The following is a 24,511-nucleotide window of genomic DNA, read 5'->3' on the forward strand; positions in this document are numbered from 1 at the left end:
AATGAATTTTAATTTAAATCGTAATTTATTTTTATACCCCAAAATATTGACCTTGGGTTTAGAAACGCCGTGTATCCCAGATTCGGCATATCTATATATGATTTGTTCTTTCTCCATTCTTCTTTTTGAGCTTCACTTGCATTCTCATCCCAAGGAATGTATGCGCCTGTTCTTATATCACCCGGCTTATCATCACCAGCAATAAACTTATAATTACTGCCGAATTCTCTGTATTTCTCCGGAAGATGCAGCGATTTCATATAATCATCATAATCATTCAAATCAACAAATCCCGCGCTGTAGCCCATCTGTTTTAGGTTAAGCGCATTCAGAATGTCTGCGAAGAATTCAATATTAAGTGGACCGAAATCGAATGCTTTTGAAATTCTTAAATCGATATTATAACTATCCTGCCATTGAATATTATTTTCAAATCCGGGGCGTACACCACCTGGGCCAGTCCATGAAAAATTCACACCCGCACGCCAGGAGGCAAGTATATTCATTCTCCAATCTTCGAGAGGTTTAATTCCCATAATATCGGGACCCCAACCGAGAGGAGTAAAGATATCAATATTAGCTCTTGCGTATGGTCTTGGTATAGGTTTATTTTGTTCGAAGAAGGTTTTATTGCGTTGGTTCTCTCTTTGGATGGCAGGATTTTCAGAATTACTTCTTAATCCAAAATTACCGCTTGTTGAAACTTGATAAGTATAATTAATAAAACCGCGAACCCATTCACCTCTGTTCTTTGTTAATGTGGCTTCGAAGCCTCTGATATCTTCATAACTCTCCGGTTCTGGTATTGTATAGTTTACCGAATTATCTCGACTAGTATAAGTTACCAATCTAGGTTGTTCTGTAATATCTTTATAATAACCGGCTACCCTTAACAAGTATTCATCAAATAAATTATGTTCGTAACCCAATTCATATGCAATGGTTTTAGGCAATGGATTATTTGGATTTGCCAATCTTGTAACTGCCTGTGTAACAGTACTTCTTCTTAGAAGATAAAGGTCTTCAGGAAGAGGCATCGATCTAAAATGACCATAATTGAAGTAAAGTTTGCTATCAACCGAAATTGGGAAAGCAACACCTAACCTAGGACTTACATCAAGAATTGCTTCTGTAGCTACTTTTTGAAGAAGAGTATCAATACCGGATGATAAAGCGCCGGATAATGCTCTATCATATGGATTATTTAAAACATACCAGTCGCCATTTGCGTTGCTGTAATCGAATCGAACACCAACATTAGCGACCATACCCTCAAATTCTAATTTATTCTGAATATAGAAAGCTCCTCTAATCGGAAATGTCTGCCAATTAGAACGGCTGTTATTGCTAGGGAGTGCAGGTTCTACCAATGCATAGTTAACCGCATTTTCTGTATACACAAATTCAGCTCCGGCTTTTACATTATTATATTTATCAAGCTGACTTGTAAAATCAATTTTAGCTGACCAGGTAGCAACCCTGCTTGTATCTCTTGAATTACTAAATCCAAGGCCCATGTTCATTGAAGAACCGATACCGCTGCTTGTACCACTGAAATAACCAAATGGCGCTTCATCAAAAAATATTCCGCCAAATTGATTTGTCTTATCTGTATTTCTTGCTGTGCCTGGATTAGTATCATACCGGGTACCAAACTGATTTAAGGTAACATCATAGTAAGTGGTGTTATTAATTACATGAGTGAACTTTAATCCATAACCGGAAATAAATTTTTGAGTTGGAGCCCAATAATCGGTAGCATAAACTCTGGAATCTAAATAACTGGCGCCTGATCTAGTGTCTAGTTGTTCGGCAATTCCACCGGCTGATCTAAATATACCGGCTAATCCACTTCTTGAACTTGTTGTTCCCCATTGCTTTCCATTAATACCTTCAACAGATAATTTCATTCCAGGCTGTAAATCTGAAGTTAATTTAAATTGGAAATTATAATCTTGATAAGCTTTCCTTGATAGGGGAATCATATACATTTCTTTTGTAGTTCTGTATGAAGTAATAAATGTCAAGCCTCCAAGTTCTTTGCTAATCACTGGAACTGGCCCACTGAAACTAATATCAAAATCGTAATCGGGTTCGGTAATATCTAGTTGTCTTCTATGCTGCCATAAAAATAATCTTTGAGCGGCTTCAGGAGTTAAATCATTCAAAGGATCGTTATCAGCCAATAATTGTTCCGATACTTTATTCCAACCTCTAAAAGGTTGATACTGGCGTTTAGTATAATCATCCCAGTTTCCATTATCGGTACCAGTCCAAGCAACTGCATCATCTATATAAGGTTTAATCCAATAAGAATTTGGAGAATTAACCGATTCACCAAAATGTTTATTAGCGCCTGGTCTATATCTGCTAAGAATAGAAATAGAATATTTTTGTTTATCACCATCTTTGGTAACCACATTAACTAAACCGGAACGAATATTACCGGATTCAGCGTTGAATCCGCCGGTCTGAACCTGAATTTCTTTAACCGATGTAAAGCTGATGCCGAGATATGGAGTATTATCCCTTTCATCTCTTAGGGTCATTCCATTTACAACAAATGCGGTTTGATCAGCTCCGCCACCTCGTATTACTGGTCCGGTAGCTGAAGAAAGAACACCCGCCTGTAAACCAATTACACCCGATACATTTGAAACCGGTAGGTTTTCAATTTCTTCAAAGTTTAGATTGACACGGCTTGATGATACGTCTTTCTGCACAATTGGCTGTTCGGCAACAACATAAATTTCCATTGTTTGCAGAGCCTCATCATTTAAAGAAATATCAACTACCGTTGTCTGGTCAATGTTTACTCTAACATTTGTAACGGTAGCTGTTGTGTAGCCAATATAAGATGCTTTTACCGTATACCTGCCGGGTTGAACATTCAATATCGCAAAATAACCATCAACATCGGTAGAAGCTCCTATAGTAGTTCCTTCGAGCATAACATTCACTCCAATGAGCGGTTCTTTGGTTTTTGAATCGATAATTGTACCGGCAATTTTACCCGTTGTTGCTGCGGTAATTTGGGTTGCAAGTATCAATGTTAGAATTTTGAGAAGTAAAAATTTTCTCATATTCGAAATCTCCTAAATTTCAGAATAATGCTTTACGCTAATAGAATTAGTTTTAACTACAGTTTGAATCTTATAAATCAAAAAAAATTAGGAACACTTTATTACAACTATTTAACGAACATCATTTTTTTACTAAGAACGTGCGAATTGGATTGAAGGGTATATATGTATATACCACTGGGCAAATTTTCAGCATTAAATTCAATTGAATGATAACCCTTACTCATTTCTTCATTCACAATTTCTGCAATTTCTTGGCCAAGCACATTAAAAATCTTTATTGACGTCAATCCACTTTCGGGGAGCGCATATTTGATTTTTGTAGATGGATTAAATGGATTGGGATAATTTTGATTTAGCTGGTAAGATTTGGGCATCCCATCATCTTCCAATACACTTGTAGAAACAAGAGTTCTAAATTTCATCACTTCGGCTAACTCACTTTTTCCATAATCATTTCCGGCAAGAACCGACCATGTGTAAATTTTATTTTCTTTTAATTTGCCAATGGTTAGAGTTGTATCAGTTGTAACTGTATCAATAATTATAATTGTTGGAAGTATCGATAACCCTTCAGCCACCTGTAATCTGTAATAGCTAGCAGCAAAGGTTTTATTCCAAACTAATTTTGGAGTTACGGACACATCTACTGACTTATCAGCAGGGAGCAATAACTGAGGAGGCGCCGGAAAGCCTGTCGTAAAACTCTTTGTTTCAGAATAGACACTCTCTCCGGCTAAATTTGACGCTGACACTCGCCAGTAATAAGTTTTTAATCCCTTTAATCGGGTAACTGTTCTAAATGTATCAACAATATTATTTTGATTAAAAACTAAACTTGAAAAATTGATATCCTCTGAAACTTGAAGACGATTATAATTTGAATGCTTTGTGTTTTCCCATATAAACTTAATAGTGTCTTTTTGATTAACCGCTAAATCAGCAGGGTAAAAAGTTTTTGGTTTTTCGGGAATATTTATAGTTACAGGAATTACTTCGCTTAGCTCACTCTCATTATAATTTTTATCTAATGATGTAACGGCAAAATACATTGTTGATGAAACATCATTTACTTTTAGCGCCGCGTAATTTACTCCAACAATATTATTAAGATTTGAGGCATCCTCAATTTGACTTGGCTGAACAGTAGCAGTATTAAATTTATAAATTGCGTACATAGAAGCTAAATTACCATCTGCCGCAACAGCTGGCTTATCCCAAATTAAACCATCACCTCTCACTCCTGCTATTTTTTCAAAGCGCAAGTTGGTTGGTTTATTAGGTTTAACTTGATCCTTCCAATTCATTCCTGGAATTATGGCCGGATTAGTATAATATTTTGTCTTTAATGAATCTGTAAATCCTGAAGTATTACCCGGAATATGTTTCGCGCTGAATAAAACCATCCCGTCGGTCTTGCTATTATTTCTATTAGCTTTCAATTGATTTGGAAGTTCAGCACTCGTATAGCTGGAACCATAAATATTTCCTGTATAGTAATGCTTATTATAGTGCTTTGCGGAATCCGCCCACCAGGGCATTAATTTATTATAATCTTGACTACCGCCAATTTTCCAATACAATTGTGGGATTATGTAATCTACGGTATTATTTTTTAACCAATTCATCGGATCGGCATAAATTGCGCTATAAGCATCCATTCCTGTAATACCTGCTGGAACTCCAGCTTTCCAAATACCAAAAGGACTGATACCAAATTTAACATTAGGTTTAAGTGCATTAATCGTATCGCTGATTGCTTTCATCTGGATATTTACATTATCTCTGCGCCATTCATCTTTATTTGTAAATCCTCTCGGATCAAGTAAGAATGTACTCTCATCTTTTGCATTATTTGTCGAATTCGCTTTCATATGATCGGGCGGATAAGGGTAGAAGTAATCATCAAAATGAATACCATCAACATCATATTTTGTGATAATATCAACTACAATACTTACATTATAATCTCTTACAGCCGGCAGACCGGGATTAAGAATATGAAGATTACCAAATTTTAAAATCCATTCCGGTTTCGTATTTGAAATGTGAGTTGCAGATCTGTCATAAGATGCCCCAGCGTGTCTTGCTCTGTAAGGATTTAACCAAGCGTGCAGCTCAATGCCCCTTTTATGAGCTTCGTCAATCGCAAATTGCAGAGGGTCAAAATTGTTTACAGGAGCTTTGCCTTGAGTGCCGGTTAACCAATATGACCATGGTTCAAAATCGGATTTATACAACGCATCGCATTCTGGACGAACTTGAAAAAATGCCGCATTTAAGTTAGCATCTTTAATTGCGTCGAGCATATCAATTAAATTTTGTTTGAGTGTTTCAACCGATAGTGTGGTTGATGAAGGCCAATCTATATTGGAAACCGAGGCAATCCAGGTTCCCCTAAATTCTCTTTTGGGAGAGGTGGTTTGTGACGATATAATTGAAAAACTGAAAATCAGTAAAACTTGAATAGAGTAAAATAGTTTTCTCATTAATTGCCTAGCCTTAATGGTCGTAAGGTTTTATTGAATCACGTCCCTAATTTGTAAACAACCAATTCTTTTTCAACTACACCAATGTGTAGTTTTAATTTCTCGTCTTTGCTTTGAATTCAAAAGATAATTTTTATAAAAATAGAGGCTGCTTTCTAATTTTATTAATTACTTACCATTTAGAAAGAATTCTTAATTTTTGCCCGATACTAACCGCTTCAGCCCTACTGTGAACATGCAGTTTTTCGTAGATGCTTCGAATATGATATTTAACACCATCTACTGAGAGGAAGATTTCATCAGCAATTTTTTTGTATGATTTGCCTTCAGATAGAAGAGTTAAAATGGTAGTCTCCTTTTCGGTAAGCATATCTTCATTATAAACCGGCTTGAATTTATGGAATGATTTTAAAACTTTACGGGCAATTTGTGGAGTCATAGGTGACCCTCCTTTAATTGCCAGCCGGATAGCCTCTATTAACTCATCGGGGGAAACAGATTTATGTAAATACCCAATTGCTCCTGCTTGCAACGATCCAAAAATACTCTTATCATCATCCTGAATGGTTATCATAATAATTAAAGCATTTTTATTTATTTGGGTTAACAGTTCGGCCCCCTCAATTCCAGAAATTCCCGGCAATCCAATATCTAATAATATTACATTGCTTTTTTTAATTTCCTCGGATTTGAGCGCCTCCTCGCATGAACTGAAAGATTCCAAAATTAAAAAATCCTCAATCGCGCTTAATGCTGTTTCCCAGGCTGTCCTTGCAAATAAATTATCTTCTATAATCGAAATTTTTATCATCGACGTTTTTTTCAACAAAATAAATCCTTTACAAAATGATATATACTACACACAAAGGTGGTTATTAAATTGATATTAAAAAAGTCCATTTAGTTCCCTGGTCTTTTCCTGTAATTAAATTATAGCTTGCCCCCAAAGCTTCCGCTCTGTTTTTGATATTCACTAATCCGTTACTGAATCTCTTCACCGATTCCTCGAAACCAATTCCGTCATCCTCAAAATATAATTCAAGTCTCTTGCCGCTGAACTCGATTTTAATAAAAACATTTTTACATTGTGAATGCCGGGCAATATTAGTGAGGACTTCTTTACAAATGCACCATAAATGCTGCCTCTTTTCCATAGAAATAGTTTGATTAACTGAATCGACGGGAAGTTTAATATTATAATTTATCTCTTTTGCATCCAAGAGGTCGGAAGCATACCGGTTAAACTTTATAAAAAATTTACCTAATCCATCTTCATCGGGATTCACAGTCCAAATTAAATCCTTAATTTTTTCCTGCGCATCTGCCGAACTCTCTAAAATTAAGTTCAAGTATTTTGATTTGCTTTCCACCTTTTTTTTCTCTTTATCATGCTCAAGTGCCCGAACAAAATATTGAATTGAAGAGAGTGTACCTCCAATTTCATCATGAAGATTGCGCGCAATTCTCGATCTGGTTCTCTCAATTTCGATCAATCGGTTTAATCTAATTTCATAAAATATAAATATGATAGAGAGGACTACAAGCAGAATTATCAATCTGAACCACCAGGTTTCCCAATATGGTGGAGTAATAATAATTCTAATTGAGCTTTCTACGTCACTCCAAATTCCATCATTATTTGAAGCAATAACTTTAAGAGTGTATTCTCCCGGATTTAAATTGGTAAATTTGGCATGACGATTATTCGCATCAACAAAAACCCACTGATCAACGAATCCTTCCAATTTATATGCATACTTATTCTTTGATGGAATTGCGTAGTGAAGCGCTGCGAATTCAAAGCTAATTACTTTATCTTTATAAGAAAGAACTACCTCATCCATCTCATTTATTGGTTTAATCAAAGGTGAATTATCTCCAACTTTTACTTCCTGATCTAAAATCGAAAGTTTGGTGAAAACAACTTTTGGTTTATAGGGATTATCTATTATCTCATTTGGATAAAAATTAATTAATCCATTTGAAGAACCGATGAACATCTTTCCATCACTATTTTTGAAATGGATATTTCCATTTAATTCCATTCCCATCAAACCATCTTTGGCGTTATAGTTATTAAATATTTTTCTGATTGGATCGAATTTGCTTAAACCATCATTCGTTCTAATCCATAAATATCCTTGATCATCTTCCTGAATACTATAAATAGTATTATCCCCCAAACCATCCTCCGTGGTAAAACTCTCAAAGTTGTCAGTTTCTCTATTATATTTACTCAAACCTTGATAAGTACCAATCCACAATTCTCTGCTTTTGGATTCATAAATGTCATAAATTCTATCGTTAGCAATACAAGTGCTATCGTTAGGAATTACCCTATAATGTTTGAAAGTTCCATCTTTTTCATTAAATATATCAAGTCCGCCGTAAGTAGCAACCCATACAATTCCATAGCTATCCTCAAAAACAGAAACCATTCTGGAATCGCCCAGAGTTTTAATATCATTTTCGTTATGAGCATATCTTTTAATTTGATTTGAGGCTGGATCGTAAATGAGAAAACCGCCGACTAATGTACTTGCCCAGAATCGATTTTTTTTATCGAAGTAAAACCATTTTACAAAATTGTTACCTTTTGCTTCGGTTCCATCATCGAGATATTGAACATTATAAAATTCATTTTTCTTTATATCGTAATAGTGAATGCCTCCGTAACTTCCCACCCACAGGTAATTTTTTTCATCAAGATAAAAATTAACTGTGCGCTGGGTATGCAGTTGTTTACCATTATTCTTTTCGCTGAAATATTTAATTCTTCTGTTATTCGTTTTTGAAATAACAGTTTCTCCAGGACCAGCCCAAATTACTTGCTTGGTAATATATCTTGATGGAATTTCTTTTTGATTATCAAGAAGAGCCTTATAATTCTCACTAAATTTTACCAGTTGAAATTTTTTCTGCATCGAATCATATTTATTTACTCCGGCAATAGTACCAACCCAAACAACTCCTGTTTTATCCTTAAAAATCGACCTTATTTTATTATCGTTTATTGATTTAGGATTATTTGGATTTGAGTAAATATCAGTCTTTACAAATGTTTTTTTATCAAACCTAAATAAGCCGCTGTAGGTACCAACCCAAATTGATTCTTTGTCCTGAAACAGTATTCGAATATTTTGATGATCGGGTCGAATGGGAAAGTCGCGGTCATTTTTAGTATTATAAAATTTATTATTATCTCTATCGAATAAATTAACTCCGGCGCCAAAAGTTGCCACCCAGAATCTCCCCTCATCATCCTCAATAAAATCCATTACCTGATTATGGCTCAAACTAAATTTATCGGAAGGATTATTCTTAAAGTGAACAAATTTGTTTTCTGATTCATTATAGAGATTTATCCCGCCATCAAAAGTACCGAACCATAATCGGCGTGATCTGTCTTCATAAATAGCGCTCACCATATTACTGCTAATTGTGTTGGGATTATTATCGGTATGTATGAAATGTGTGAATGTCTCCTTGACCGGATCAAATAAATTTAAACCGCCACCCAGAGTAGATATCCACATTCTATTTCTTGAATCGCGGAACACTTCGTAAATTATATCACTGCTTATTGTTTTCGAATTATTATGATCATGAGTAAATCGTTTAAATTTTCCGGTACGAACATCAAATTTATTTAGCCCTCCGCCAAGGGTACCAACCCACATTACACCATCTTTATCTAAAAGCAAACTAAAAACATGATTATAGCTTAAACTATTCGGGTCATTGACTTCATTTTTATAATAAACAAAATTATAACCGTCATATCTGCATAAACCATTTTCCGTAGCCATCCAAATAAAGCCGGTACTATCCTGAACAATATCATTAACATTTCCTGGTATGAGGCCTTGTTCTTTTGAGATACGATCGAAGACAAGCTGTTGATTCTGGGCATAGAATACCTGATTTAGGCTACAGCAAAGAAAAAAAAGAAGTGTAGTGTAAAATTTGATCATAAAAGCATAATAATTTTAAGAATATCAAACCGGAAAGATCGCATCCATAAAACATGTGGATTAAAAACCGGCTAAGTGAACATCTTATAATCAGCATAAAAAATCAACAACAAAACCACCCAATTATGTAGTTGTATTTATAACACCTTATTTATTTTCATTAATAATAATATAAGCCATAGAAAGAGTTAGTTCACTTATTCAATTAATTTATTCATTTTTTACAAATTCATATGAGAAAAATTATCAATCACCTTTTCACTTTCCTAATACTTTTTATGATTATTAACCCTTCATTTTCGGTTATTTCTCCCGAAGGAATACCTGATCAGCCAACAGTATTAAGAGAGTTTCGCGGCGGGTGGGTTGCCACCGTTGCAAATATTAATTGGCCGAGCACTAAATATTTATCGGTAGAAGAACAGAAAAAAGAAGCTATTCATATATTAGATAGACTTCACCAAAATCATTTTAACGCGGTAATATTTCAAGCACGTCCCCAATGTGATGCTCTTTATAAAAGTGAACTCGAACCCTGGTCATATTATTTAACAGGAAAACAGGGTGTTGCCCCCGAGCCATTTTATGATCCTCTTGAATTTTGGGTTGAGGAATCCCATAAACGGGGCATGGAATTACACGTTTGGCTCAACCCTTACAGAGCCCATCATATAGAAGGGGGCGAAGTTTCAGAATTTTCAATTGTAAAAAAACATCCCGACTGGGTTTATAAACTGAAATCGGGTTATTGGTGGCTAGATCCAAGTAAGAAGGAAGCCCAAGATCACTCTTTTAATGTTGTAATGGATATTACGAAAAGGTATGATATAGATGGAATTCATTTTGATGATTATTTCTACCCATATCCCTCTTATAATGATAACGAGGATTTTCCGGATGACAAAAGCTGGGAAGAGTATAAAAATAATGATGGTAAATTGAGCAGATCCGATTGGAGACGAGATAACATTAATCAATTTATTAAACGCGTTTATAACGGTATTAAAGATATCAAACCATCCGTAAAATTTGGATTAAGTCCGTTCGGAATTTGGAGACCGCGTCATCCACAGTCAATTGAGGGATTTGATCAACATGAAAAATTATTTGCAGACGCAAAACTTTGGATAAATGAGGGTTGGGTTGATTATTGGGCTCCTCAATTATATTGGAAAATAAGCACGTTGAAACAAAGCTTTCCGGTGTTGATGGGATGGTGGAAAAATGAGAATTTGATGAATCGGCATTTTTGGCCAGGTATTAGTCTGGACCGAGATAATAATGATTTGAACACAATGGAAGTTATAAATCAGATAATGATTATTAGAGGAATGGTTCCCAATTCTCCAGGAAATATCTGTTGGAGTATTTCATCACTTCTCAACTTTAAGGAATTGTCTGATGCGCTTGTCAATGGACCTTATAAAAACGAAGCGTTAATTCCAGCTACTCCTTGGTTCAAAAACAGTTCCATAGAAGCACCTATCATTAAATCTGAAAAATCAGATGATAAGCTTAAAATTAGTTGGACACACGAGGAACCCACAAAGGTCTTCCGGTGGATTGTTTATTATAAATATGATGGAAGATGGGATTACACAATTTTAGAAAATTCAGCGTCATGTTTCGAGATTCCACTCGTATCTCAAAATAAGTATTATAATGAAGATGGACAGGAAATAGTTACTAATAATAATTTAGTGGAAATTGCTGTTTCGGCAGTCGATAGAATTAGTAATGAGAGTGTTCACGCTACCCAAATTATTAAATGATGATTTTTTAATGACAGCTATAGTTTAAGAAATATTTCTTCTTTCCATTTCAAATAAGGATTGAGCATCTCATCGCTTAATCCTTTTGCTTTATCTATACTAAATAATTGGAGTAAGTATGAAAAAAGGATTATTCCTTTTAATTACAATTGTATTTGTTGCTAATGCTTGTAAAACCATCATTAACAACAATAGGATAGATGAGCCGGTAAGTTATAGTCATAAATATTATCAGGATAAAATCGCTTTCTTAAATTTTGATAATATCGATATAGATAATCCAGCCGCTGTTATAAATAGATTAAAAAATAAAATTGACGAATCAGATCTTAATAATGATAATGGCGTAGTATTGCAATGCAGCAGTATTTCAAAAATGATTCTTTCTAATTCCAAAATCGATGATTCATTCATAAATATTATTAAGGAAACGGCCAATTACTCTAAAGCAAAAAATATTTCTATTCTCTTGGAAGTTGACTTCAACAATCCGGACAAATACTATCTTGAAAAAAGCGGATTGACCAACATAAAAGATAATTTTAATCTATTAGTAACTTCATGCGATATTAATGGTTTTTACTTTAAAGGAATTGATTTCTCATCAAGTCACACTTTAAATGCGTTACAGGACATAATTGTTAATTGTATGATGATTAAACCATTTCTAATTGTTTCTACAAATGAAGAACAATTTTATAAATTTAGTGAAGTGTCTGAAGATCTATTAAAGATAGGCACTATAGATTTTCTTGTATCTGAAAAAGCAAAAACAATAGCTTATAATAAGTATCTCACAATCTCTGAATATGAAAGAGTACTTCCTCAGTATGTTAAAAAACTTAGTCCGGAATCTTTTATTACACTAAATCTGGAAGAAGTTGCGGAGATTAATGCTCCTATAAAAGTAAATGATGGAATTGAAAAACAACTAAATACTGATCATAAAATTCATTTCATTATTTCTGGCAAACCAGATGTAATCGATTTGAAAATCGGTGATAAAGAGTATCGTATTAAAACTAATGACTGGGTTATCCCCTTTAACTATTTAGTGAAAAAAGAGGGCAGCACAGAAAGGTATGGCAGTTGGATTGAATTCAGAAGACCATTTGAACGAGTAACGGGTAACAACACATATAATCTTTTATGCAGAACAACATATCCATCAAAGGTTACAATTAATAGTGAGCCGGTAAAAATATATACAACCGGCGTATTCTTTAATAAAGTAAGATTAACTGAAGGATTGAATAGATTAAGAGCAGTTGCAACTGATGATAAAGGGAATACAACTATTTATGAAGATCAGATTTTTTATAGAAAAGAGGATTTAGTTCAAAAAGAGAAACAACTTTACATTGTTGATGATTCTATAGAGCCTATCGAAAATTTATCATTAACGCCAACCGACTTCTTGAATGTATCTTTCCTCGGTAGTAAATCACAAATAGCATTTGTGGAACTCATCCCGGGCAATCAAAAATATAGTTGCAGTCGGATCGATTTCTCGAATGTAAGTCAATACAAAGTTAGTATTCCGTTGAAAAATTTATCTCATAATCAAAAGCATCAAATCAAATTAATATTAGTGAATGAGGATGGTTCATTAAATCCCAAAAGTATCGAAAAATTCCTTAAACTCGATTTGGTAGTTAAAGATCAGGATGAATATCCCAGTCTGATCACAACATCAAGCAATTCAATTCTTACATATACTTTAGCTCCAATTCGACTGGGGGCTCCAATTAGAAACGAGTTACCAAAAGATGTAATTCTTAAATCAAACGGAATTTTTGGGGATAACTATAGAATAAAATTGAGCGAAACAGAAGAAGGTTATATTAATAAAGAATTTGTCGACGCAAATGTTGGAATCAATTACACACCTGGTTATTATATAAATCCTATCGCAAGCTACTCAACAGAGAAGGAAGATATTGTAAAAATCCCCTATTTGGAAAATGTTCCATTTGAGGTTTATCCTGATCCAGAACAAAAAAGAATTGTAATAACTTTATTTGGCGTTAAGAGTAGCAGCACATGGATAATTCATAAAAATGATTTACGGTTTATTGAGGAAATTACCTGGCAGCAGACTTCAAAAGAAACTTATAAGATTTATATAAATCTTAAGTCACCCAAAATTTGGGGATACGATTTAAAACCAAAAGGTAAAGAGTTGGTATTTAGATTAAAGTATCCTCCCATTTACAATCTCGAAAGTTCCACACCTTTAAAAGGGATTAAAATTTCAATAGAAGCAGGACATGGCGGAAGTAATATAGGAGCTGTTGGTCTTTCCGGACTTAAGGAAAAAGATATTAATTTGGATCTGTCAAAAAAATTAGCTGATATACTTACTCTTAATGGCGCAGAGATATTTCAGGGGAGAGATTCTGATATCGACATGGCTCTCTTAAAAAAACGGGATGATGCTGTAGGATCTAACTCTAATTTACACTTTAGCATCCATGCAAATTCGAGCGAACCGGTAAATGAATTTTTAGGGACTTCCGGAACTTGTACTTTTTATCATAATCCATTTTGGGCTAAGTTTGCAGAAAGCGTTTATTATAAATTATTAGATTTAGAATTAGCTCCATTCGGTTCTGTTGGTTCTTTTAATTATCGAGTGACAAGGATGTCTGAAATGCCCTCTATTTTGGTTGAGCAGGCATTTATGTCCCACGCTGAAGATGAAGAAAAACTGAATGATGATAATTTTAGGAAGCTGATGGCCGAGAAAATTTATTCGGGTTTGCTAAATTATTTAAAGTACATGAGTGAATAATTCATTATTTATTAGTAATAATATTTTTAGGTAATAGATGGCAAAGAAATATTTAATCGGGATGGATGGGGGCGGTACAAAAACCAAATGTGTTATTACTGATTATGATTTTAATCCTCTTTACCAATGCCAAGGTGGTCCTTCCAATTTTTTGATTATTGGGACAGAAAAAGTTTCGGAAACAATTCTTTCCTTGATACTTGAATCTGCTACATCATTAAATATTTCTACAGATGAGATCGCGTCAATACTTATAGGCACTACAGGGGCAGGTCGAGAAAATGACGCCAATAAATTAAAGAATGATTTTGTCAAATACGCAAAGTCGAAAGGTTGCCTCTTTAATTCTTTTAATGTGGAAAGTGACGCGAGAATAGCAATTGAAGGAGCATTCGCCGGGAATGCGGGCGCCTTATTAATTGCGGGAACAGGATCAATTATTTTTGGAAAAGATAAATTTAATAAGATACATCGCGCCGGAGGTTATGGAAGATTACTGGGAGATGAAGGAAGCGGATATTCAATTGGAAGAAAAGGATTGATAGATGTAGCTAAAAATTTTGACGGAAGAAATAATTCTACAATCTTAACTAAAATGCTTGAAGCAGAATTTCAAATTAATAGCGGGGCTCAGTTAATTTCTCAGGTATATAATAATAATTTTGATATAGCTACCTTTGCCCCAAAAGTTATTGAAGCCGCCTCATTGGGAGATAGTCTCTCTCAAAAGATACTTGAAGAGGAATCGGATGAGCTAATTTTGCATGTGCGGGCAATGCATAAAACCTTAGGTGAAGAGAAGATGGAGCTTTGTCTTGTGGGAGGGATTATTTCCTCACAGAATTATTTTGCATCGTTATTTAGAGAAAAAATTAAATTACAACTGCCGGAAGTTAGAATTATTGAAGCACAATTCCCCCCCGAAATAGGCGCTGTTATAATGGCCAAAAATAAATTGTAAGAAATACCAAATATTCTGAAAATCACTGGAGTAATTTTAATGTCAGACCAAAAACACGTTAAGAGAAATCCTTGGGCATGGATACCCTCATTATATTTTACCGAAGCAATTCCATATGTAATGGTTATGTCTGTTTCTGTAATGATGTATAAAAACTTAGGTGTTTCTAACGCCGATATTGCCTTCTTTACCAGTCTGCTCTACTTCCCCTGGTTTCTAAAATTTTTATGGGGACCCTTTATTGACATGTTCAAAACAAAAAGATTTTGGACAGTTACTATGCAGCTAGTTGTGAGTGCTTCATTATTTGGGATTGCTCTCAGTTTAACAAGTTCTATGTATTGGAGTTTTACACTTATTGTATTTGCAATTATGGCCTTTGCTTCTGCAACGCATGATATTGCCGCCGATGGTTTGTATTTAATTAACCTTGAACAGCAACAGCAATCTGCATTTGTTGGAGTACGTTCAACATTTTATCGAGTTGCTACAATCGTAGGGTCTGGTGTACTAGTTGTCATTGCAGGGCAACTGGCTCCATCAATGGGATTTAAAGGAGCATGGACTACTGTCTTTATAATAACCGGTGTAATGTTTTTCATATTCTTTTTATATCATAAATTTATGCTTCCCTACTCTGTAAATGATAAAGGTACTTTAGGTGGCAAAAAAATTAGCGGTTCACAAATTGCGATTTTATTCGGGGGCTTTATTCTTTTCTCCGCGGTAATCTACTTAGCCTTCATAGCAATTAACTTTCTTCTTTCATTAACAGGAATGATTTCTCCCTGGAATACAATAGTAACAACTATAACCTTAGTGATAGTTGTCGTTGCACTCTTCAGAACTTACGTTGCTACTTTTGTGGATAGGTTTGAGAAATCACAAAATAAAAGCGAGGTACTTCTTCCATTTATAGAATTTTTAAAAGCATTTGTCATCTTCATGCAGAAAAAAGATATATGGAGTATTATTGGTTTCCTTTTATTATTCCGTTTCGCTGAAGCGCAATTGGTTAAGCTTGTTCAGCCTTTTCTACTCGATCCAATAACAAAAGGAGGACTGGGACTTTCAACCTCTGAAGTTGGGATAGTTTATGGTACAGTTGGAATTATTGCATTAACTGCCGGAGGATTAATTGGCGGCTATTTAATTTCAAAGCAGGGGTTAAAGTTTTGGCTTTGGCCAATGGTTATGATGATTCACTTACCTGATCTTGCCTATGTCTATCTATCTCAATTCCAACCAACTAATTTAGCCCTTATATATGTAGCTGTGTCGTTTGAGCAATTTGGTTATGGATTTGGATTTACAGCTTATATGATGTACATGATAATGATTTCAAAAGGAGATCATCAAACTGCCCACTTTGCGATTTGCACCGGTATTATGGCGCTTGGAATGATGCTGCCGGGAATGTTCAGCGGCGCGTTACAAGAACAAATTGGTTATTCAAACTTTTTCTTGTGGGTAATGATTTCAACAATTCCCGGTTTTATAGTTGCGGCACTAATTAAAATTGAGCCCGGTTTTGGCAAGAAGCAAGAAGCATAATTTTTTTCTAACTAGTTATTGAGACTGCCATGATTAAAATTGTAATGTTTTTTTTATTCTTTTTACTTTGCATTCCAGTAATGGCTCAGGAAGATAAAATGAATTCTGTAAACAAAATAATCGATGATGTAAAAAATGAGTTTGCTCCAGATAAGAGAGTAGCTATCTTTCAGATTGAAGCAAAGACCGATTCCGGGAAAGTTATTTTTAGCGGGGAGACAAATTTGGTTTCGGCAAAGGAAAAACTAACTACTTTAATCAATTCACTTCAGATTGAATACGTTGATAATATTGCTTTGCTTCCAACTGCCGATTTAGAAGATAAGATTTACGGTCTAGTAAATTTATCAGTTGCTAATATCAGAACTCAGCCGGATCATCCCGAAGAATTATCAACTCAAGCATTATTGGGAACGCCGGTCAAAATTTTGAAGAAAGATTCAGGCTTCTTTCTTGTACAAACACCTGATGAGTATATTTCATGGGTTGATGATGCTGGTATTACGCCTATTTCTAAATTGCAATACTCCGAATGGGTTAATTCTCAAAAGATTATTTACTTGAAAGAATATGGATTTTCATATTCATCAGCCGATAATGCTTCAGATCGGGTTTCTGATTTAACCGCAGGAAACATACTTGTTAAACTTGGCGAAGAAAATAATTTTATTAAAGTTAAATATCCTGATGATCGAATTGCGTTCATCGAAAAAGAATATTGTAAAAATTATAATGATTGGCTATCAGAGACTAAACCAAGCGGCTCAGACATTATTGCATCCGCGAAAAAGTTTATGGGAATTCCCTATTTATGGGGTGGTACTTCAGCGAAAGGAATGGACTGCAGCGGATTTACCAAAACCGTTTATTACTTAAATGGGATAGTGCTCGCACGAGACGCATCCCAACAGGTTAATACCGGTATTCTAATTGATACTGAAAACGGATTTGATAATTTAATTGCGGGTGATCTGCTTTTTTTTGGTAGTCGTGCAACTGAAGTAAAAAAGGAAAGAGTAACCCATGTTGCAATTTATATTGGGAACTATGAGTTTATTCATGCGGCAGGTAGAGTTAAGATAAATTCTTTTGATAAAAATTCCGATAATTTCAGCAATTACAGGTTGAATGGATTTATTCGAGCCAAAAGAATACTTGGATCTGTTGATAACGCCGGGGTAACTTCACTACTCAAAAATAAATATTATAACGGAGAACTTTAATGAAAGGGAACCGAAGAAATTTTTTAATCAACTCAGGATTGATTAGCGGAGCTTTATTGACAAGCGGGATCAGCTCAAATAATTTCGCAAAAAGTTTTTATATCAATAAAAAGAATTCTAAAATGAAACTAACTTTCAAACCTTACACACTCAACTTAAAACATGTATTTACATTGGCTACCAGTTCAAGAACTACTACTCCCGTTGTATTAACTCAAATTGAGTATGACGGACTTGTAGGTTATGGTGAAGCTTCAATGCCCCCATACTTAGGTGAATCGCACGAATCCGTATCAAAATTTTTGGCGAAGGTTGACCTTTCTCAATTTAACGATCCATTCGAGATGGAATCAATTCTTGATTATCTTGATAAAGTTGATGCTTTAAATCCAGCCGCCAAAGCCGCGGTTGATATCGCTCTTCATGATTTAACAGGTAAAATTTTAGGTAAGCCGTGGCATAAAATCTGGGGACTCGATAAATTAAAAACTCCCTACACATCATTTACAATTGGGATTGATACCAATGAAGTTGTAAAGCAAAAAGTAAAAGAAGCAGAAGAATATAAAATCTTGAAAGTGAAACTTGGACGTGAAACAGATAAGGAAATGATTGAGACAATCCGTTCTGTTACCGATAAACCAATTGTGGTTGATGTTAACCAGGGGTGGAAGGATAAATATTTAGCTCTCGATATGATTAACTGGCTGAATGAAAGAAACGTAAAAATGGTGGAACAGCCAATGCCTAAAGAAATGATTGATGAAAATGCCTGGCTTACTGAAAAGAGTCCTCTCCCAACCTTTGGTGATGAATCGGTGCAAAGAATCCCCGATGTAATAAAAGCTTATGGAGTTTATTCGGGAATAAATATTAAGCTTATGAAATGTACCGGATTAAGAGAAGCCCATAAAATGATTACACTCGCCAAATCTCTCAACATGAAAGTTATGCTTGGTTGTATGACCGAAACATCATGCGCAATATCTGCTGTGTCTCAATTATCGCCGGAAGCTGAATGGGCTGATATTGATGGAAACTTACTTATCAGCAATGATCCATTTGAAGGTATTAAAATAATAGATGGTAAAGTAACATTAAACGATGAACCGGGAATTGGCATCTCAAAAATGATAGCACATTAAATATAATTTCGGAAATGGGGCGATTCAAAAACAAATTTAGGATTGAGTCAGCAAGACTCAAAGATTGGGATTATTCATCTCCCGCTTGGTATTATGTAACAATAAATTCTAAAGACCATTTAGAATATTTTGGCAAAATTGTAGCTGGGAAAATGGTCTTGAATGAATTAGGGATAATTGTAGAAAAAGAATGGTTGAAAACAAAGCAGCTAAGAGAGAACGTGGAATTGGATTATTATGTAATTATGCCTAATCATATTCATGGGATTTTAATAATTAATGGGCCAGAGGTAGAGACGCACCGAGTGCGTCTCCAGAATAATATTTTTAATAACTTAGACGCGTGCGACGCGTCTTTACGAACAGTAAAAAATTGTTTGAGTGATATTGTTCGTGGTTTTAAGTCTGCTGTAACAAAACGTATTCATGAAATCGGTTATTCATCCTTTTCATGGCAAACGCGTTTTTATGATAGAATTATTCGTAACGAGACTGAATTGTTTAACATAAGAAAATACATTGAGCAAAATCCATTGAAGTGGGATTTGGAGAAAAACAAACGTGAAAACATTCGTGTGTTATAAGTACATCCATGGGGAAATATTAAAATATAAAAGGCTATCACGAAGTAATTTATTTAACTGTATTAATTCGACGATAGCCTATATACTTAAGTAATAACTAATCCTTATTCAGTAACCTTCTTCAACTCTCTTGTATGTTTATAGAACTCCTCGAGGGTTAATTCTCTCAAGAACAACATCCCTTTTGCGGCTCTTACTCTTGGATGGGGATGCTTTAAAAAGAAATCCTTACCTAAACATTCTCTGATTACATTGTACTGTTCAACTTGAGTGCGTTGTACAAGTCTATTGAACGGCCCATCATATTCCCAGCTTGGGAAACTTGCCCCCTTCTGTGAACCGAAACTTTTAAGGAATTGGTTTTCTAATATCGCAAATGAATTTAAGCTTACCGGCACATAAATATTTGCTTCAGCAGGATGGAAACGGTACCAAACATTTCTATAACCCCATACTTTAATATTCGAATTACCCGAATGTTTTTCATAAAGTTGGAGAGCTTCTGAGATTGCCTGCATTACTTTATAATGAGTATCGGGACCGCTTCCTTCAGGGTCGAATGCTACTGTAACAATTGTCGGCTCTATCTTTTTCATCTGCTCAAAAATCGGCATTACATCTCTTCCCATTTCCGGTATCTCGGTAAAAATATCCCCTTGATAAAAACCTAAGCGAAGATGCGATACATCTTCAACACTAAAACCATAGTATCCCCAGAATATCTCACTTTCAAATTCTCTCTGCATACCTTTAAGTTTTTGAACATGAGCAATATCTTTTTTACCTGGATATTGAGTTCTAAAATAATTGATTAATTCGCCCACTCTGTCTTTAAGATAAACTAAATTTTCCTCTTCATAAACTTCCATAATATTACGGAGCAATCTTCTTGCTAAACCTTCATTCTGCAAAGTGCGGGAATGCCCGGCAACTCCATCGAGATAATGCATCACGTCTCTATTCTTACCGTCAACATTTCCCCTATCAAAATAATGTTCCTTAAATTTTTTGTTTAAAAGACCGGTATTTAGAAAGCTCAATAAATTTTCCATCAAGTTGAGCATAAAAGAGTTTGTAACAGCTGTAAATCCGCTAGTCATATAAGAAAAGTGATGTCTGTTTTTAGGTGTACGCACTAAATGAGTAATGTAAGGTAGATATGCCAATTCAATATCATCATGATGAGGCGCGGTATGCAAAATGGTTTCATTTTCAATTACCTGCATTCCCTTGTCCAAACGATGAATAATATTTTTCCCTATCTCAGCTGTAACCTCACTATTTCCTTTTCCAGTTTTTGCTAGAACCAAACTGGCAATCTTACTCTCTTTAAAATCATCTTTTGTGAGATTTGTGAGAGTCTTTGATTTATCAACTACAAGATTAATTACAGCGCGCTCAACTGATTGTTGAGATACTTTCGCTTCCCCTTCAACTTCAACATATCTCCTCTCACTTAATCTCAGTGCGGCTCCATTAGTTAAATAAAAACGGGAGTTATCTAACTTTTGCAATGCGGTAGCTGGATATTTATTAGAAATAGAATTTTGAATAGAATCTCTAACAATATTTGCTTTTGCCTCACCAGCTGCAATAATTATTGCTGTGGCATTCGGATTATATGTAATTGTTTCAAGTCCGATAGTTATTACTAATCTATTGCGGGCTACTTCAATTCCGCCGAGATCTGTTGCCGCCGCGGCCTGAGTTTCATAATTAGTATTAATTAATCGGGTAGTAGAAAAATGATCGCTACCCTGAACATTAAAACCAATATGTCCATCGGGACCAATGCCGCCAAGGAAGAATCCGATTCCCCCCATCGCTCTAATTTGTCTTTCATAATTGGAGCAGTACTCATCCACCAATTCAATGGTTTCCTTCTGCAATCTTTCCAATCTTGAACTCGCCCATCTGGTCCGCAATGAAAGGTCAACTTTCTGATCGGGAAAAATTTCATTAAGTGATAAATTTTCGGCAGTTGGTATTTCATTAATGTTCATTAATAACGCATTGCTCTTATTTAATCCCCAAAAACGGAAATAGAAATTTTGGATGTAGTAATAAAAACTGTTATGCTGCCCGCTATCTATTGGATAAAATTCATCAATCTGAACAAATCTGAGATTCTCCAATGTAGGTCTTTTTGATTCTTTTATTCCTACTTCATTAAGCATTGTTTGAATTGGTTTGGAGTCCCACTCTTTAATAATTTTAGCAACCCACTTAATAAAGTGTTCGGGAGTTTTACCAGTAGGAAGTGAAATAACACCATCAGGATTTTCTAATACCCACTCAATAAATCTGAGAGCTGTCAATTTTCCCAATTCAGGAAAACTCTCAACCTGTATGATTGGAATTTTCTCAACCGGTTTATAAATGTACTCTTTACCGGAAAGCTCGAGATAGTGCTTCTCAACATTCGAGGTAGGAAACATCACATTTTTATCTTTGCCTTTTTTTACTACTGACTTAGCCATTTATTTAACTCTCTATATTTATATTTTTAATTTATTAACAACCCATTTATTTCAGAAGCATGAACTTTTTACTCATCAAAAATTTACCGGCATGTATTCTATAAATATAAATACCGCTTGCTAAATTTTTCGCAATAAACTCATATTGGTAATTGCCGGGTGATTTATCCTCATCAACCAATGTTGCGACTTCAGCGCCGAGCAAATCAAATACTTTGAGAATAACACGAACTGAGCCGCCCTGTAATCCCGAAGAAGGAATTGTATATCTAATATTTGTTGAGGGATTAAATGGATTTGGATAATTCTGCTCCAGTCGGTATTCATCAGGAATTGTCTCCACATATTCAATGCCGGTAACAATATTTGTAAGACAGTCATCAAAGAATAATCTTCCTTCCAAACTGCCATTTTCAGTTTGGGAAATATTTATACTTTTTATTCGAACTATTCCAATTCCCGGTATTGAATTCAATAATATTTTTTTCATTCTCCAGCCGGTCCAATTTATTGTATCAACAAAAACCAACTCCTCAGCAGAGTTTCCTCTTCCAAATCTATACTGAAGTAAATTTTTGCTGTCATCACCAAACACCCAAATACCAAATTCACCGGTAGAGGTTTCACCGATTGTAATCGGGTTCTGCAAACCCAATTCCACATTGCCATCCTTACCCGAGAACGCATACTCGAGTCGGCCCGAATTACTCCCGCTAATTTTTTTCTGACTCAATAGTACAAAATTAGTTTTACTACTCACGACACCTTTTGTATTTGGCGATAATAATGGTGAGCTCCAAATATTATCAGTTTCAAAACCCTCCAAAATTTGTCCGGTAAAAGTAGTATTGCTCTCCACAGTAAATTTAATTGTATCGGTTTGCAAATATTTTACATTCTCAACATCACCAATTCCCTCTCTAACAATCACTTTATAAGTAGAATTATTTACGAGCGCCGCTCTTGGCTCAAACTCAATTATTCCACTCGCGTATTTTGCTTGATTAACGGATAATGAAACTGAATTACCACCACTATCCATAAAGGCAATTTTACCGCTTAAAGTTAGTCCATCAATGCCCTTATCAAATTGAATTCTAATTAGCACTGTTGAGCTTATATTCTCAGCTCCGGAACTGGGATAGGTTGATATTAATTTTAGTTTCGAACGTGTTGTAAATGAAAATGATTTTTCTTGAGGGAGATAAATGCCAAAATGAGTTTTTGCCTGCGAATTTAATTTAACAGTATATTTTGTCCCTGGAGTATAGCTTTTTGTTGGAGAGAAGATCATCCGCTTGAAATCATTTTCCCAGATAAATCCACCGGCAACTTCGGGAGTAATAGTTAACGCTTTTTGCGTTTCAGTCGGATTCATCCGAATGTCAAAATCAATAATTATTTTTGAAATGTTACTTACTTCATTAATACTATCTGCAGGTGAGTAACTCAGAACTGAGGGAGGATCAAGAATTGGATTTAGCACCATCAGCTTATCAAAAAAACTTGAAGTATTAGCTGAGACTGTAATTGGAATGGTATCGGGTTTCATTTTTTCAACTTCATAAATCAAACTATAGTTACCGGGAAGAACTTCATCAAAGAAGAAGTAACCATTGTTAAAACTATCACCGGTATAAATTTTATTTCCCGGTTCCAGTTTAACTTTAATTGTATTTAGCGGTTTATAAATGTCGTTCCCTATTGGGTTATAGCTAGTCGGTACTTTTTCCAATTCGTCTCTTAAAATTCCGGCGACAATTCCATGCTGGAATTCACCCGCGTTAAAATATTGTAAAAATGATCTCGCGATTGCCCACGCTTCATGCTTTAAGTAACTATTATTTTTAAGCCGCCATGTTTCCGGTGTGTAATCGTGAAATGAGCCTTCGGATAAAGTGCCCGGCAGAGCCAATGGTCTTAAAACTCCAAGCCCCGATGTATTACCATAAAAATTAAAATCTCCTCGATTATGTTCGGCTGTTGTTCTATTAACCGATCTAATTTTATTTGCAAGTATCGCCCCCATTACTTTTGATTGAGGGTAGGTTGGAGCATTATCATATCCATGAAAAAGTATTAATGTATAATTGCTCGCCGCGTTAAATGCGTTGCTGTGTATTGAGTGAAAATAATCCACATTATTCGAATTAGCGATCTCGGCAATCTGTGAAAGACCAAGATCATCCTCTGTTCTGTTTTGAGTTCTCGACATTATAACAGTAGCGCCTAGTGATTCGAGAATATCTCTCAAGTGAAGTCCCTTTGCCAGATTCCCCTCCGATTCCCAGAAATAGATATTATTCCCAAGCGGGATTTGCCTATCGTTTGAATCATAACCGCCATGCCCGGGATTAATGCAAATTTTGAGTCCAGAAAGAGACTGTGAGAATATTGTGGTTCCCAAAAAAAGTGTAACGATTAAGGAGGCATATATAAATTGTTTTTTCAT

13 protein-coding genes are annotated in these 24,511 nt (G+C 35.1%); 7 read left to right on the plus strand and 6 right to left on the minus strand.

The window, feature by feature from the left end:
* Window positions 1–8: 8 nt before the first annotated feature.
* From KF816_13690 to KF816_13705, 4 genes are all read right to left on the minus strand, one after another.
* A complete protein-coding gene (locus tag KF816_13690; GenBank protein MBX3009066.1) occupies window positions 9–3,083 on the minus strand; it encodes a TonB-dependent receptor in 3,075 nt (1,024 codons plus the stop codon).
* 107 nt (window positions 3,084–3,190) lie between these two features.
* Entirely contained in the window at window positions 3,191–5,572 is a 2,382-nt protein-coding gene (locus KF816_13695; protein ID MBX3009067.1) for a family 10 glycosylhydrolase, read from the minus strand.
* Between the two features lie 172 nt (window positions 5,573–5,744).
* Complete coding sequence (locus KF816_13700) at window positions 5,745–6,401, minus strand: response regulator transcription factor (protein ID MBX3009068.1); 657 nt, start codon at window positions 6,399–6,401, stop codon at window positions 5,745–5,747.
* 46 nt (window positions 6,402–6,447) lie between these two features.
* Complete coding sequence (locus KF816_13705) at window positions 6,448–9,546, minus strand: hypothetical protein (protein ID MBX3009069.1); 3,099 nt, start codon at window positions 9,544–9,546, stop codon at window positions 6,448–6,450.
* Window positions 9,547–9,779: 233 nt separating this feature from the next.
* On the opposite strand from KF816_13705, the gene KF816_13710 reads away from it, so the two are divergent.
* The 7 genes from KF816_13710 (at window position 9,780) to KF816_13740 (ending at window position 19,579) form a co-directional block, all read left to right on the plus strand.
* Entirely contained in the window at window positions 9,780–11,318 is a 1,539-nt protein-coding gene (locus KF816_13710; protein MBX3009070.1) for a family 10 glycosylhydrolase, read from the plus strand.
* Window positions 11,319–11,436: 118 nt separating this feature from the next.
* Complete coding sequence (locus KF816_13715) at window positions 11,437–14,112, plus strand: N-acetylmuramoyl-L-alanine amidase (GenBank protein ID MBX3009071.1); 2,676 nt, start codon at window positions 11,437–11,439, stop codon at window positions 14,110–14,112.
* A 37-nt stretch (window positions 14,113–14,149) separates the two neighbouring features.
* Window positions 14,150–15,073, plus strand: coding sequence for a hypothetical protein (locus KF816_13720; protein ID MBX3009072.1), 924 nt, complete (start codon window positions 14,150–14,152; stop codon window positions 15,071–15,073).
* Between the two features lie 39 nt (window positions 15,074–15,112).
* Window positions 15,113–16,627 carry an MFS transporter gene (locus KF816_13725; GenBank protein MBX3009073.1) on the plus strand — a complete coding sequence of 505 codons (1,515 nt, stop codon included), beginning with the start codon at window positions 15,113–15,115 and terminating at the stop codon, window positions 16,625–16,627.
* Between the two features lie 29 nt (window positions 16,628–16,656).
* Window positions 16,657–17,850, plus strand: a complete 1,194-nt coding sequence (locus KF816_13730; GenBank protein MBX3009074.1) for a C40 family peptidase — start codon at window positions 16,657–16,659, stop codon at window positions 17,848–17,850.
* Entirely contained in the window at window positions 17,850–18,995 is a 1,146-nt protein-coding gene (locus tag KF816_13735) for a dipeptide epimerase (protein MBX3009075.1), read from the plus strand. The genes KF816_13730 and KF816_13735 overlap by 1 nt, the downstream gene beginning before the upstream one ends.
* Before the next feature lie 14 nt (window positions 18,996–19,009).
* Window positions 19,010–19,579 (plus strand): hypothetical protein, encoded by a 570-nt coding sequence (locus KF816_13740; protein ID MBX3009076.1) that lies wholly within the window; start codon window positions 19,010–19,012, stop codon window positions 19,577–19,579.
* Between the two features lie 104 nt (window positions 19,580–19,683).
* Here the strand turns inward: KF816_13740 and KF816_13745 are convergent, their stop codons facing one another.
* Together KF816_13745 and KF816_13750 are read right to left on the minus strand one after the other, a co-directional pair.
* Window positions 19,684–22,017: a glucosamine-6-phosphate deaminase gene (locus KF816_13745; protein MBX3009077.1), complete on the minus strand. Its 2,334-nt coding sequence runs from the start codon at window positions 22,015–22,017 to the stop codon at window positions 19,684–19,686.
* Window positions 22,018–22,105: 88 nt separating this feature from the next.
* The gene (locus tag KF816_13750; protein ID MBX3009078.1) at window positions 22,106–24,511 is read right to left on the minus strand and encodes an Ig-like domain-containing protein; all 2,406 of its coding nucleotides are present in this window, start codon (window positions 24,509–24,511) and stop codon (window positions 22,106–22,108) included.

The organism is Melioribacteraceae bacterium (assembly GCA_019638015.1).
In the GTDB taxonomy this organism is placed as follows: Bacteria; Bacteroidota; Ignavibacteria; order Ignavibacteriales; family Melioribacteraceae; genus JAHBUP01.